Source organism: Ehrlichia ruminantium, assembly GCF_009728835.1.
Lineage (GTDB): Bacteria > Pseudomonadota > Alphaproteobacteria > Rickettsiales > Anaplasmataceae > Ehrlichia > Ehrlichia ruminantium_B.
Genome location: NZ_CP033455.1, coordinates 1,126,233 through 1,140,747, shown reverse-complemented (window position 1 = coordinate 1,140,747; position 14,515 = coordinate 1,126,233). Strand labels below are relative to the sequence as shown.

Annotated in this window: 9 protein-coding genes; 4 read left to right on the top strand and 5 right to left on the bottom strand. The window is 28.1% G+C overall.

The window, feature by feature from the left end:
- Positions 1-653: 653 nt before the first annotated feature.
- Positions 654-1,382: a phosphoribosylaminoimidazolesuccinocarboxamide synthase gene (gene purC / locus EDL80_RS03905; protein ID WP_158406871.1), complete on the bottom strand. Its 729-nt coding sequence runs from the start codon at positions 1,380-1,382 to the stop codon at positions 654-656.
- 297 nt (positions 1,383-1,679) lie between these two features.
- Here purC and hisS point away from each other — a divergent pair, with 297 nt between their 5' ends.
- A complete protein-coding gene (hisS, locus tag EDL80_RS03900; protein ID WP_158406870.1) occupies positions 1,680-2,927 on the top strand; it encodes a histidine--tRNA ligase in 1,248 nt (415 codons plus the stop codon).
- Positions 2,928-3,216: 289 nt separating this feature from the next.
- Positions 3,217-6,423, top strand: a complete 3,207-nt coding sequence (locus tag EDL80_RS03895; protein ID WP_158406869.1) for a hypothetical protein — start codon at positions 3,217-3,219, stop codon at positions 6,421-6,423.
- A 13-nt stretch (positions 6,424-6,436) separates the two neighbouring features.
- Here the strand turns inward: EDL80_RS03895 and EDL80_RS03890 are convergent, their stop codons facing one another.
- On the bottom strand, positions 6,437-7,186 hold the full coding sequence (locus EDL80_RS03890) for a DsbA family protein (protein WP_158406868.1): 750 nt from the start codon (positions 7,184-7,186) through the stop codon (positions 6,437-6,439).
- A gap of 1,397 nt (positions 7,187-8,583) precedes the next feature.
- Here EDL80_RS03890 and EDL80_RS03885 point away from each other — a divergent pair.
- Positions 8,584-9,618 (top strand): COX15/CtaA family protein, encoded by a 1,035-nt coding sequence (locus EDL80_RS03885; RefSeq protein ID WP_158406867.1) that lies wholly within the window; start codon positions 8,584-8,586, stop codon positions 9,616-9,618.
- 459 nt (positions 9,619-10,077) lie between these two features.
- Here the strand turns inward: EDL80_RS03885 and ccmA are convergent, their stop codons facing one another.
- From ccmA to EDL80_RS03870, 3 genes are all read right to left on the bottom strand, one after another.
- Positions 10,078-10,707 carry a heme ABC exporter ATP-binding protein CcmA gene (gene ccmA / locus EDL80_RS03880; protein WP_158406866.1) on the bottom strand — a complete coding sequence of 210 codons (630 nt, stop codon included), beginning with the start codon at positions 10,705-10,707 and terminating at the stop codon, positions 10,078-10,080.
- Positions 10,708-11,670: 963 nt separating this feature from the next.
- On the bottom strand, positions 11,671-12,234 hold the full coding sequence (gene dcd / locus EDL80_RS03875; RefSeq protein ID WP_158406865.1) for a dCTP deaminase: 564 nt from the start codon (positions 12,232-12,234) through the stop codon (positions 11,671-11,673).
- An 825-nt stretch (positions 12,235-13,059) separates the two neighbouring features.
- Entirely contained in the window at positions 13,060-13,872 is an 813-nt protein-coding gene (locus EDL80_RS03870; RefSeq protein ID WP_158406864.1) for an SDR family oxidoreductase, read from the bottom strand.
- 277 nt (positions 13,873-14,149) lie between these two features.
- On the opposite strand from EDL80_RS03870, the gene EDL80_RS03865 reads away from it, so the two are divergent.
- On the top strand, positions 14,150-14,413 hold the full coding sequence (locus EDL80_RS03865; protein ID WP_330998022.1) for a cold shock domain-containing protein: 264 nt from the start codon (positions 14,150-14,152) through the stop codon (positions 14,411-14,413).
- Positions 14,414-14,515 lie beyond the last annotated feature (102 nt).

Genomic DNA, 14,515 nt, shown 5'->3' with positions numbered 1-14,515 from the left:
AAGAATAGAGTTGTATTCTGGACTAAGAGTAGATTATTGTAATTACATAAATGATCAGTTTTATACTTATAAAATACCATTTGGTATTCTATTTTCTAAGTTGGATATGTAATTTTATTTTTTTGTACCTTGTATGATTTGATTTATCTGTTCTGTTTTTGTAAATTATGCTTTCATAACTATATATACATAGGGTTAAGTGTACATAGTCAATTTATTATGATTTTATCTACATGGTAACATAGGTATTATTTTCTACTGTACTAAGAAAAATATAGTTATCGATATTGATAATATTATATGATTATTAATTGGACACTATATCTTTTTATGTAGCGGAATGTGTTATGTAAATTACAAACATGTATTTAAAGGGTATTTATATATTGTTTTGATTGGATTCTAAGAGTTCTTATACAGAGTTTAATAAAATTTGTGTTTTTTGTATAATTTTTATTTACCTTTAGTAAATTATATTTTAGTGGAACTACTGATAAGCTCTTCTGTAATATGTTATTAATTTTTTATATCAAGGTACTTATATCAGTGGTTAGTGTATTCCTATATTATATAGTGAAAACTATTGGATGTAGGTCTATGTTTATTTATACTAATTTCTTTATTTTATAGTTACTTCTAATTTAATTCTAATATTATGTATTTGGAACATCTGGTAAAGCGTGTAATCTCTGTGCAACTTCCCTATATCTTTCTATTACGTTACCAAGATTGAGTCGGTAACAATCTTTATCTAGTTTCTTGTCAGTAGATATATCCCAAAGCCTGCATGTATCAGGACTTATTTCATCAGCCAGAAGTAATTCGGACTGATTACTGTATAACCTACCAAATTCTAATTTGAAATCTATTAGTTTTATGTTTACGTTTAAGAAAAGTTTACTTAAGGTGTTGTTTATATTGAATGCCAGCTTTTTGATAGTTTCAAGTTCCTGATGTGTAAGTAATTCAAAGCTTAAAATATGACTTTCACTGATCATTGGGTCAGATAATTCATCATTTTTATAATAAAACTCAATAATGGGTAATTTAAATGTGATACCCTCTTTCATATTAAATCTTTTGCTGAAGTTACCAGCTGATGCATTCCGTATAACTACTTCGATTGGTATTATTGTTGCGTGCTTTATTAGTTGTTCTCTTTCATTTAATAAAGATATAAAATGTGTGTTTATACCTGTAGCTGTGAGTTTTTTCATTAAAAGTGCACTTATATGGTTATTAATTATTCCTTTTTCAGGAATAATGTCAGCTTTTTTATTATTAAATGCAGTTATTTCATCTTTGAAATGCTGTATAACTTCTGTGGGGTTAGAAGTTGACAATATGATTTTTGCTTTTCCTTCGTAGATTTTGTGTACCATAAATGTTTAAAGGTGAATATGAGGGTTTATTGTATCTTTCTATAATGGTTTTAGCAACTGCCTTTTTGGTATTAATAATGTGTTGCATATATTAATACACTTAACACTCCATTAAATTATAGAACTCTAAATGCTATTATATTTAGTCGTTATGCTTTTACTATATACAATCAAAAGGAACCCACTACCAAAACCTTTCTGAATAGTTTGTTGTGTGTGTTTTTGTGGATTGATCAAAGTAATATGTATATAGTTGTAGAATAGAGAATATTAAATAGATCGGTATGGAGTAATCTTATGCAGCGTACTAAATTAAGAGAAGTGAGGGGAACTAAAGATTTATTTGGTAATGAACTTTATAAATTTCAGTATATACAACATTTAGCTCAAACAATAGCAAGTAGATATGGATTTATACCTGTTGATACTCCCATTATTGAGTTTACAGAGGTATTTACTAAGTTGGGTGATACTTCTGATATTGTAACTAAAGAGATGTATAATTTTAAGGATAAAGGTGGGGAAGATATAACACTAAGACCAGAATTTACATCAGCTATTGTAAGATTACTTATTAGTAAAAATTTGGCTGTGCCTGTAAGGTTATTTTCTAGTGGTCCTGTATTTCGTTATGAGAGACCTCAAAAGTGTCGTCAAAGACAATTTCATCAAATTAATTTTGAGTTTTTCGGGAGTGATAGTCCGATTGCAGATGTTGAGATGATATCATTAGGTTATAATATATTGAGTGAATTAAAATTGTTAGATTGTGTTAAACTGGAGATTAATTTTTTAGGTGATAGAGAAACTATAGATTCATATAAAGTACATCTTGTAGAGTACTTGAGTAAATATAAAAATGATCTATCAAAAGATAGTCAACATAGACTTATTGTAAATCCATTAAGGATATTAGATTCTAAAGCTCCTGAAGATCGTGAAATTTTGCTGAATGCTCCTAGTATTTCTAGATTTTATAGTCAGATTTCCAAAAGGTTCTTTAAAGAAGTTTTGGATGGATTGGATAGCTTATCTATTCATTATGTTGTCAATCACAATATAGTTAGAGGTTTAGATTACTATTGTAATACGGTATTTGAATTTACAACTTCTGAGTTAGGATCTCAAAATGCAGTGATTGCTGGTGGTAGATATGATGGATTAGTAAAATCTATGGGGGGAAATGATATGCCTGCAATTGGTTTTGCGGCAGGTCTTGAAAGACTTAGCGCTTTAGTAGATTATGAATATAAAAAGCCTAAAAATGTTGTGTTGATACCTATAGGAGATAGTGCAAGATTTTATGCTGTTAAACTTGCTTATGAGTTACGGAATGAAGGTATCCATGTGTGTTGGAATAATTATAAAGGTTCTAGTCTAAAAAATGAATTAAGAAAGGCAAATGATGCTGATATAGTCTTAATCTTTGGAGATGATGAGCTTCAGAATAATGTAGTGAAAGTAAAAGATATGAAAACTGGTGATCAGCGTGATGTTATTATGTGTGATTTGCTAGATGATTTATTGCCTAGAATGTTTACATAACATTTATAAAATACTTGTAAATTGTTGATCGCATGGGTAGTACTGAGGAATCATTATGACTAAATAATTGTATATTTAATAATAATATATTAAATTTTAATTAAATAATGGCTTATGCATATTGATAGTGTTTATTTTCTTATATAAAAACTTTTATGCGTATAACAACTTTGATTTGTAATGAAGTTGTGCCATTTATTATTATTTATACGTATAAATTATGGTGTCAATGTATCGTTTTCTTTAGTAGTGTAAGAACCTGATTGTTCAATATTTGATGGGTAGTGTTGTGTTCAGTAAAAAACTTAAGAAGTATCTTTCCAAAAGAGAAAGCATTTTTTTTAATTGTTTACGTAACTATGGTTTTAATAATCAAGAAATTTTAGGAACTCTCAGTATCCTTCTTTCGTTTCATCAAAATGCTGTTTCTTATATTGATACTGGTACAGGTATACCTAACACTATAAATAACTTGCATATAGTTTTTGACATTCCGCCTACTGATTCTAGAAATTTCACACTTTTTAGAGTTGTAAGAAAGCAATCTGTATTAGGTGTAAGTGCTGGTGATGAAATATTAACATATATTGTTCAAATGTATGGAATATATCGCGTTTTTGGAACTTTATATAAGCATATGCTTGCTGATCTGCAGCATACTAATGAACAAATTGTTGATGAAATTTTTAGGGATATTGTCAATACTTGCAAGATTGTTGTTGATATGGAATCGGTAGATGATAATGATGCCGATTTTGTGAAACATCTCAAAGAATTTACTAAAGTTGTTTTGGGCCTTGATTATAGCGTAATTAAGAAACAACTTCTTGAACAGGTAAAGCTAGTTAGAAGTAATTATTTAGCGACAGTAGCTAGGTTAGATAAGACTGTAGATCAAAAATTAGTAAAGAAGTTTCTTGTTATGATGATATATCGAGAGGCTATAAGGTATTTTTCAGAAGTTAATAGTGATGTATTTAGTAAAAAATTTCAAGAAGAGATTGCTCCTATACTTACTCCAGTGAGTGGATCATATGAAACAAGCTTGTCTTCTGTAGTATATGAAAATGAAAATGTTGATGTATTAACAAGGTTAATAATAGATGCCTATAGAAATCTTTTTTATGAGCTATATCCGGAGTGTTTAGATGTTTGTGATGAAAATTTCTTAATCTCAGCTTCTCTTTCTTGCGATATTAATCTTACAATAAGAACTTTTGAGCAGATGCAAGAAAAGTTTGATTATCAAGTTATGCCACGTTATTTTTCTAATTTTGTTAATTGTGATATTTCATGTGCAATACTGTTCTTGCTAAATACTGATAGGGCTAAAAAATTGTATCACTTGTATGTAATGAGTACATTATATAAGAACATGCTCATGGCAAGATTTGTTTCACAAGGAATGCCACAGAATGATATAGTCATGGAATTATATGGTACTCGCGAGTGTTTAGCAGAACATTTTTTGGAGTTGCTATATGTTTCGTGTCATGCTGCATTTTCTTTGGGATTACCTGCTTTATCAATAAAAGAATCTTATCAAGAATGTTATAATGCGCTATTGAAGATTCAAAGTGCCCCATCTTCTCAAGTAAATATATTGTGTTGTGAATATGATGAACTCTTCTTTAAGGTTAAGCAAAAGTTAGAATGTGAAAAAATTCTTACATATGATATTGGACGCAATGTAAATAACTTAGAGCTTTTGTTAAAATACTTAGTATTTAATGAAGATATAGACCCATGTTTATCTAATATGGGATTGTCATATCAAGTGATAACTTGTCATAGTAATGAAAGAAAGGTTAATCAAATTATTATGACCATGTGTAGGACATTGGGAAGGTTTGATGTTCCTTTAAGTAAATGTTCAAGTATTCTATTGAGTTTTTTATTAAAGTTACGCTGTGGTAATGTTCTGGTAAAGAAATTAATAGTAAGATTATGTGATATAGCATACTTTGCTCATCAAAATCCTCATCTGTTGCCGAAACATATTACAGTAGAGGATCTTGCCAAGATACTTTTCAAGATGCTATTTAGTTTATCAAATATATTGGATGAAGGAGTATCAAGTGGTGAAATACCAGGTGGTATAAACAAAGTTTTCATGTTGAATGACATGCATATTAAAAGTCTTGCAGATCTAACACGACAAGAGATTGACTATTATAATGCTGCATTTACGACTGTCTCATCTTTAGCAGAGAGATTAGGTTTTAATGTGAATGACGTTGACTTAAATAGTGAAATATATTGTGATGATTTTTATCCTGTATTATGGCATGCCGTACACAATATGCAATCAATGTGTACTTCTGCAAGTTATGTCGGTTTTGTAGGGAGTATTAATATTCAATCATTTGTTAAGTCTGTACAATTGGCTACATCCTATATAAGTCGTTTTAGTAGTGAATTGTTTTATCAGAATTTCTATAGAGCTGAATTATCTTCACTTCATTTTTTATTGTTTAATATTCTGATTTCAAATCCTGTAATGGATAATATCGATATGGTGTATTGTCGTGTATGTTCTGATGATACTGGATTTCCTGTTCGAAAGTGCGAATCAGTACTAAAAGAATGTATTACTGGTGGCAGTAGTACAGCATTGAAAGTATCAGTGCACGAGAGTTATAATCTAGCACGAGAAATAGCTACTATTCTAGTTGATAGTAAAGGACATATTTGTCTATCACAGGAGATCATTGTGTATTTGAGTAGTCTTGTGTTAGATGAGGATGCATTCAAATTTAGGGGTGTTGAATTAGATCAAGTTGGTAAGTCAACTATGTCATTGTTATCTATAGAAGCTATTGATCAGTTATATATTCCTAATATATATCCTACAGCTATGTCTTTGAGCATGTATCATCCTAAGGTTAAAAAAAGTAGTGATGCAAAAGTACAGTCAGATGAATCTGATAGAAAATTGTCTTTAAAAACTGATGAATCTTTTGTAGAAAGTAAAAAAGGTAGTGATAAAGTTGATGGAATATTTTCTGGTAGTGCAGTAGGAAAAATGCGACTGGATAAGTTTGCTGCAGTGCAATCTCTAGAAGCTTATGATTCTTCTGTTAAAGCTAAAAAAGGTGGTAGCCTAATATATAAGTTACGTGAAAGTAAAGTGACTAGTCATAGTGATAAAATGACAAAAAAATGTCCAATGTTTTTAAAAAAGAAAACCTGCATACTTGTACCAGTATTAACCTTACTTTTCAGTGCAGTATTGGTCTCATTATTATACCATTTCCAGGTTACAGGTAGGGATATAATAACTACCTGTGTTGCTATAGTCAACATTGCTGCAATTATGTCACTAATAATTCTTAATGTTTTACATAATAAGTCTAATAACCCTACCGATGACAATGATAAAGGTAAATGCATAGAGTTAGATGGACACCCAAATACTAACGGACTCACAATAGATGAAACCCCTTACAACCCTATCATGTACAAAAGTGTTGAAATGGATAAGTATGTTTCTTGATATATGTTTCTACCTATTCTCCTTCTTGTTCGACTATTTTACTTCTTAGGGTTGATAAGTCTGCAGCTCCTGCAATGAATGCATCCCCTATGATAAGTGCAGGAGTACCTCTGATGTTTAATTTTTCAGCTAAACTTCTAGTAGACTCTATCATCTTATCAATAGCATCAGCATTTTTGGATAATGAAGCTTTAAACTCTTCCTCTGAGATTTTAATTGACTTTACTATACTTAGTATAGAATCTTCATTAAACTGTTGCTTATGATTTAATGCTTCATAGTAAAACTCTAAATACTTGTCTGGATTAATGAAATGCACGGCTAGTGCTGCTTTAACAGCTTTCAATGAGGACTCTCCAAGTATTGGAAAATCTCTGAATATAACACGTACCTTACCATCTTTAATAATTTGTTTTATATCATCAGACATCATCTTACAATATCCACAAGCATAGTCAAAAAACTCAACAAATATAATCTTGCTATTTTTATTTCCCGCAGATGGATAAGAGATATCTTCAAGTTCAGATTTGTGTTTTTTGATGTTTTCACTAAGCTCTGCTTTTTCTGCGCGTGCTTGTCCTGTAGTAAGTAAATCTATTACTCTTTGAGGATAGTGACTTATATATTCCTCAACTATAGATATAACTTGATCTTTATTTAATGTAGACTTACCAGAATTATTAGATAGCCAATTATTTATTAACGGAAAACTTGCCACTAATAATACTAAAGCTAATAAAAGAAAGATTCTTAACATCATCAACCTGGCAGAATATAGAGTGCTAAAACTACTATAAATTTATGTTGAAGTCAATATATGAAAAATAAATATTGTTTGGGATTTTATTAGATCAATGATTTATAGTAAATTTTATGATCCTAATTTTGTATTCTACAATATTAAATAGTGAATGTAGAATTAATAAAGAAAGCTTAGTATTCTATAAATTTAGCAATGTTTATGATATAGTTATCAGCAATGAAGTAATAAGTGAGTTAATACAAGACTATAATTTTTTATTATATAAACTGTAGATATTTATCATGGCTGGCTTAGATATAGTTATATTGATGTCATTTGTTGTTGAATAAGATTACGTCTATTGTACTGATTTAATGATAATAATTTAGATGTTGGTATATTGTGTGTGTGGTGTATAACCTATACTGGAAATAAAAGGTACAAAAGAGATTAGTATAAGAATTTATGATAATTGTTTTATTATGTAAGTTGTGTAGCACTTGTTCTGATTTCTGAGTGATGATTATTATATTATAAAAAGATGGAAATAATAACTCTGTCATTATTTAAGACAAAAGATAGTGCTAGTATAGGATTTTAAATAGTTAACTAGTTTTATTGAGTTAATTAAAATAATTGGTAGTGTATCTTTTGTAATGGGTAGTTAGCCAGTATTCTATCAAATGGTTTTGCATATGATACATGGTAGAAATAACAAATAATGATTTTACTATAAATGGAGATAGAATGTCGGATAAAGTTGTATTTAATTTAGTTTTTAAATAATAATGTTAATTGTGTATTTGTGATAAATGTAAGGTATTTATTGATTTAGTTTTTATGTAATATAATTATCGCAAAAATGTAAGCTGCCATTTTGCATGTTACTGTTAAAATATATGTTGGTTCTATATGTGCAGCAAAAGAATTAAACAGGTAGAAAAATTTAAAACTAAGTAAAATGTCTATAATGTTAGTTTTTGAATAATAGGACACTTAGTTAGTTATGTTTGTATAGCAATTGTGATATGTTTACTTTAAGGGAAGCATAGAATATAGTAGTGTAGGTAGGTTATTCATAAAAAAAGAATTTAATAGTATTGTTTGAAATAGTTTGGATAGGAAATCATTGTGTAGGTGGTATAATATTTAGTGTGTATTTTTAATGAATTACAGTTTATTTTATTATTACTTTAACGATATTCTACAGCTTTCTAAAGTATATTTGCTTATTTAGTATTGGGTTAATTGAAATATTTCTCAGTTAAAAAAATATAATGGTGTTTTTTGTTTATAGATAATAGTAATACACTAATATTTTGCTATACACATTAGTAATATAATGGAATTTTTGTTAAATTGTGTAAAAATCTTATTTTTTGCATATAATGTGAAAAACTGTTCTAGGTCTTATTATGAGTGTTACTAGTAATTCTGAAGATGTATGTGTTGGTGTGAAGATATGGTTATGCATATGTTGTGTAGGAATATTAGGAATGGTATTTATTGGAGGAATAACGCGCCTTACTCATTCTGGCTTATCAATTACAGAATGGAATCCTGTAGTAGGAATATTTCCACCAGTGACTGAAAAAATGTGGATAGCAGAAAAAATGAAGTATATGACTACTCCAGAATATAAATACATTACCTCTAATATTACTCTAATGGAATTCAAAAAATTGTACTTAATAGAATATTTTCATCGATTGCTTGGAAGACTTGTTGGTTTTATTTTTTTGATACCGTTTCTGTACTTTATATATAAAAGAAAACTGAATAAAAATTTGATACTTCGTTTTATGTTAATATCTTCTCTAATATTAGCTCAAGGAGTAATGGGATGGTATATGGTTAAAAGTGGTTTAATTGATCGTCCACATGTTAGTCACTATAGATTAGCTATGCATTTACTGTTAGCATTAGTAATTTTCTATTTTTTGTGGAAACAATTTTTATTATCTGTTGTCTCTAAAATGAGATGTAATATTAAAATTACTAATACATTAATTTTTTATATAATTCCTGTGTTAATTGTTATTCAAATAACATTTGGTGCGCTGGTTGCTGGTTTAAATGCTGGGTTGTTAAGTAAGGACATCCCTTTTTTATCTAGTATAGGATTAAATGATTTGTTTTTTATTAAACCATGGTGGTATAATATTTTTGATAATCCTATAACAGTACAGTTTATACATGAAGTAATAGCTTTGTTGATTTTTATTGTTGTTATTATTGCTTTATTTGTGGTAAAGGCGAGGATTTTATCTATATATTTGTTATTAGTATTTTTACTCCTACAATTAACGTTGGGGGTTCTAACATTTGTGTACAATGTTCCTATAGTACTAGCTTCATTACATCAGGTAACCGCATTTGTATTGTTTGCTAGTAGTATATACCTTTTACATTGTGTAAAATTATTGCAAGTACAATGTGTTCGGCAATAGAAGATTTGATTATTTTATGTTAGAATACCTTGCTTTGTAGATGAGATCCTTTTTGCATGTTGTGGTCTCTAATAAACTTAGGGTGAAAATATTGTTATCTTCTTTATTTAGTTTGTATAATGTCACTAGATTTTATAATAGACTTGATATATCAATGATGGTTTAAAGTTAAAAAAACAGGTCAAAATTCTTATGAATCTTTTCTAATATATAAGAATCACATATGAAATAGTTATTATGTTAGTTATGATTGCTGTGTTGTTCTAGATATGAGTGTTTTTAATATTGTGATGTGAGTTTAGCTATTTCTATGTACGCAGGATAACTCAGTTTTTAATTGGAACTGAGAATATTGTTTGTATGGTTCTGATATGTTGGAGTATATGTTGCTGTTGTAGAAATTTATTACTAATATATAATTAACCTATTAATAGTTTATGTGGTATTAGCATGAATTATTTATTGTTGAACTATAGGTCGATTTGTAAAGGATTCAAGATCTATAATGTTGCATTCTCCATATGACTCTGCTTTATTATGATCGGATATAATCACTATTCCGTTTTGTTTTAATCTTGTAGATATCAATTCTAATATTAATTCTCGTGTATGGGTGTCAAGATGTGTGAATGGTTCATCAATAATCCATATATTAGTATTATATATAAGTAGCCTTGATAAAGCGACTCTTCTTTTCCATCCAGCTGATAAATATTTGTATTTTATATCAAGTACTAATTGTAATTCGAAAAAGCATATTGTTGCAGCTATTAATTCATGAGAATTCTTTATATTTGCCCAAAATTCTATATTTTCTAATACTGTAAGATTGTCATTACAAAAGTTTTTGTGTCCTATGTAGGTGATGGATGTAAAATAAGTGTCGGATTCGTGAATATTTTCTCCATTATATTTTATGTTGCCATGTGTAATGGGGATTAATCCTGTAAGTAATCTGAGTAGGCTTGTTTTTCCAGTACCATTACTTCCTATTATGAGAGTGAGCAAATTTTTCTTTGTGGTAAAGCTTAATTGAGAAAATAAGCACTTATTGTTTCTAATGCAAAGAAGGTCAGTACATTCGAGCATATATTAAACTTTACTATAAGTATATTTCTAATATTTAATTGTTTAGAAATAAGTCAACAAATTTGTTTTATTATTGAGATGTGATTCTATTGTGATAACTCTGTATATATGATTAAAAGTTATTTATATTTTTATAAGTGATAAGTATATGTAATGAACTTAGATTGTAATATTAAATGAATTTTTATTGATCATATGAAATACTTATAGTGTTTATATGTGCAAAAAGATCTTGTTCAAGCACTATAGAATTAATCTTTTTAAGTAGCGAATGTACTGAAATTCTTTAATAGGATTTATGTGGGTAAATAAATTGATGAGCTTTTAGGTAATTTTAGAATATCAAAGAATTTGTATCTCGTATATATGTGATCAACATTCTTTGGTAATGTATATATAAGAAGAATTGCTATTAAAATTATTTCAAAAAATGTAAAGAAATTTTTATTGTTTAATATGTTTGTGTATATTGGAATTATGTAGAGTGTATCAATTTCAAATTGGTGAATTATTTTTTTTAAATATCCTAATAATTGTTTGATAGTTTGTATATATTGAATAAATAAATTTTTGTAATTTGATATAAAGTGTGTTCAAATATATTCGTGGTGACTGAGTATATCATAGATATACTGTGCGTTATATAAGGAGTAAGTAATTCAAACTGTTGTTCAAAGTTGGGAGTAGTTTGTATGATACAATCAATGTGATATATCTATTTATTAGATGCTAAATACTTGATATTAGGGTTGTTAGGATATAGCTGTTTATTACTTATTTAAGTAAGTGATTATAACTACTATGTTAATTAATATTGATGGGTTTTATATGTCCAATAGTATCTAATATACTTTGTATAGAGGTACTATTAGTGAAGTCTGATTAAGATTCGTATATATTTGTGTTTATTCTGGTATTTAATATAGTAAATGGGGTGTATAGTTACTAAGTTAGTCAAATAGCTTATTTGTTGTTAACTATAGGTAGTGTGACATCCAATTGGTTCATGTATTTTCCTTGTAGTTCATTATAAGATATACTACACTCACTATCGCCTTTTAAGAAAATAAACTGACAAGCTCCTTCAAATGCGTAAATTTTTGCTGGAAGTGGTGTAGTATTTGAGAATTCTAGTGTAACGTATCCTTCCCATCCTGGCTCTAGAGGTGTTACATTAACAATGATACCACATCTTGCATAAGTTGATTTACCTACACATATTACTAGTATGTCTTTGGGTATTCGAAAATATTCAACAGTTTTTGCTAATACGAAACTATTAGGTGGGATGATACATACGTTTTCTTCTTTATCTATAAAACTTCCTAAAGGAAAATTCTTAGGATCAACTATTACTGAATTGACGTTTGTAAATATCTTAAATTTATTATCTATCCTTGCATCATATCCATAAGATGATAAGCCATATGATAAAATACCACTACTCTTCTTATGGTCAGTAAATGGATAAATCATCTTGTCTTTTATAGCCTTATCTTTTATCCAATGATCTGGCATGACTGGCATATTTGGTCCTCACATAACATAATACCTAATGGCAAGTAAAACATTTACAATTAATCAGTAATCAATGCAAGTTTAAAATCACTACTAGGATGTGTTGTGTATTAAATATTGATCGTATAATTAATTTAGTAACTAGGATGTTGTGTAAATATCATTATATTTGAAAAATCATTCAATAATACAGTTGTAGATATATTATTCTGTCTTTAGTAATAAAGTTTTTTCAATATCAGTGTTGTATTATTGGTGACTATTTATCTTAGTGTATGGTTATATCCATATAGAGCGTATATGTTTATTGTTTAATATGGATATAATTGGTTTTGTAATGATTACTTAACTTCAAATAACAGACTTAAAAGTTTAAATGTATTTATTGATTGTAAGTAGAATTATATAAGTTATTGTGTATGTTGTTATAGCAAAATTCAAAGTTGTAGCTTATTAAATAACTTTTGCTAATATCTAAATGTGTAATTTTTATTGTGATTTAATAATATGTGATACTTGGCATAAAATAAAAAAGTACAATCATGTTATGAGTATGAACATGATATTGATGTTATGAAAAAGTTTGTATTACAAAACTTTTGAGAACAAATGATATAATATTTAAGATTGTTTGTATATAAAGCGTATTAATTAGTTAGCATTATCATTAACTGGAATGGATGTTTTTTTTGAACAAGTGTCTAATATTACGTACGTTCTATATTAATAATTATGTAAATTTTAATAAATAGAGTGGATCTGTAATGTGCTGAGTAATTTTTTACATTACTTCCTATTTTATTCTATGAATGTGATACTTTATGTGAAATATATTTAAAATATTTCTGTATTAATTAAGCTATGTAAACCTTGTATGTAGGTAGGATATTTTAATGATATACCTAACTCATCTTTTATTTTAAGGTTACTTACTAGTTTTTTTTCTGTGTAAAATCTTTTCATACTATCTGGTAAATCATCAAACGTAATAGGCTTTGGTGGATCTATGTTTAATAGTTGAGCTCCATATTTAACAACATTTGAATATGAGGCTGGTAAGTCGTCTGAACAATTATAAATACTATTAGGATTTGGGTGATGTATTGATGTAAATAAAATATTTGCTATGTCATCTACATGTATACGAGAAAATATTGTATCACTTATAATATATCTTACATTGTTTTGTATTAAGTGGCATAATACATTTCTTTGTGGGCCGTATATACCAGATAACCTGAATATGTGTATGGGTAGATTAGAGTTGAGCCATAGTTTCTCTTGTTTTAAGCGGTGAATGCCAGAGTTGGTGGATGGATTTGTAATAGATGTTTCGTTAACCCAATTACCATTATGGTCGCCGTATACATTTGTTGCAGATAAATATCCTACCCAGTGAACTTTTTGTAAAAATATATGATATTTCTTAAGAATATCATCTCCTTCCGGTGGAATTGATATAAGTACATGGGTGATATCTGCAAATATTGATTCTGGTAATGGAAAATTATAATCTAGTATATGTACATTTTCATTTTGTTGCTTCTTTTGATGAAATGATGTTCCACTTACTTTCCACTTGAGGGATAATAGTTTTTGTGCAAGAAAACTTGCTGTATATCCATATCCGAAACAGAACAAATGCATAACTCTAAAAGATATATAAGAATTAATAGTTTGCTATATCTGATTTTAATAAAAGTCAACTAAATTATTAATACTGTTTAAATATTGATATATAATAGTAGTTTTATAGTTATAGTATAGATATTTCTACATCTGATGTACTAATATTTTTCTTGCAAAAAATATATTAACCTTTACTCTTAACGCAACATAGTATTATATATTATAATACATGATTTTTTAGTGTATTATTGGTAATGTAGTATATGTTTTTATGTTAATTTTTAAGGATTATTTAATGTCTCAACGGTTGGTAGATGACTCAATTTATACTGGGTATGTAAAGTGGTTTAGTTCAGAGAAGGGTTATGGATTTATTCGTAAAGATCATGGTGATAAAGTAAAAAATATTGGTCAAGATGTAAAAGATATTTTTGTTCATATTACTGCATTACAAAAAAGTAGAATTAGTGGATTGAAAGAAGGTCAGAAAGTTAAGTATCAGCTTGATAAGAATAATGGGAAGTTTTCAGCAATTAACCTCGAAGTTTTAGAATGCTAAAATAAAGTTATACGCTATGAGTATTTTTTATTATTTAGATTATATGAAAAAATTTGTAGCGTTCTTTATTTTTTATAAATATTCTAAGTATAGGTTCCTTTA

Coding starts and splice junctions, on each gene's coding strand:
- EDL80_RS03865 (WP_330998022.1), top strand. CDS start 14,150: ATGTCTCAACGGTTGGTAGATGACTCAATTTATACTGGGTATGTAAAG.
- ccmA (WP_158406866.1), bottom strand. CDS start 10,707: ATGCTCGAATGTACTGACCTTCTTTGCATTAGAAACAATAAGTGCTTA.
- purC (WP_158406871.1), bottom strand. CDS start 1,382: ATGGTACACAAAATCTACGAAGGAAAAGCAAAAATCATATTGTCAACT.
- dcd (WP_158406865.1), bottom strand. CDS start 12,234: ATGCCAGTCATGCCAGATCATTGGATAAAAGATAAGGCTATAAAAGAC.
- EDL80_RS03870 (WP_158406864.1), bottom strand. CDS start 13,872: ATGCATTTGTTCTGTTTCGGATATGGATATACAGCAAGTTTTCTTGCA.
- EDL80_RS03885 (WP_158406867.1), top strand. CDS start 8,584: ATGAGTGTTACTAGTAATTCTGAAGATGTATGTGTTGGTGTGAAGATA.
- hisS (WP_158406870.1), top strand. CDS start 1,680: ATGCAGCGTACTAAATTAAGAGAAGTGAGGGGAACTAAAGATTTATTT.
- EDL80_RS03890 (WP_158406868.1), bottom strand. CDS start 7,186: ATGATGTTAAGAATCTTTCTTTTATTAGCTTTAGTATTATTAGTGGCA.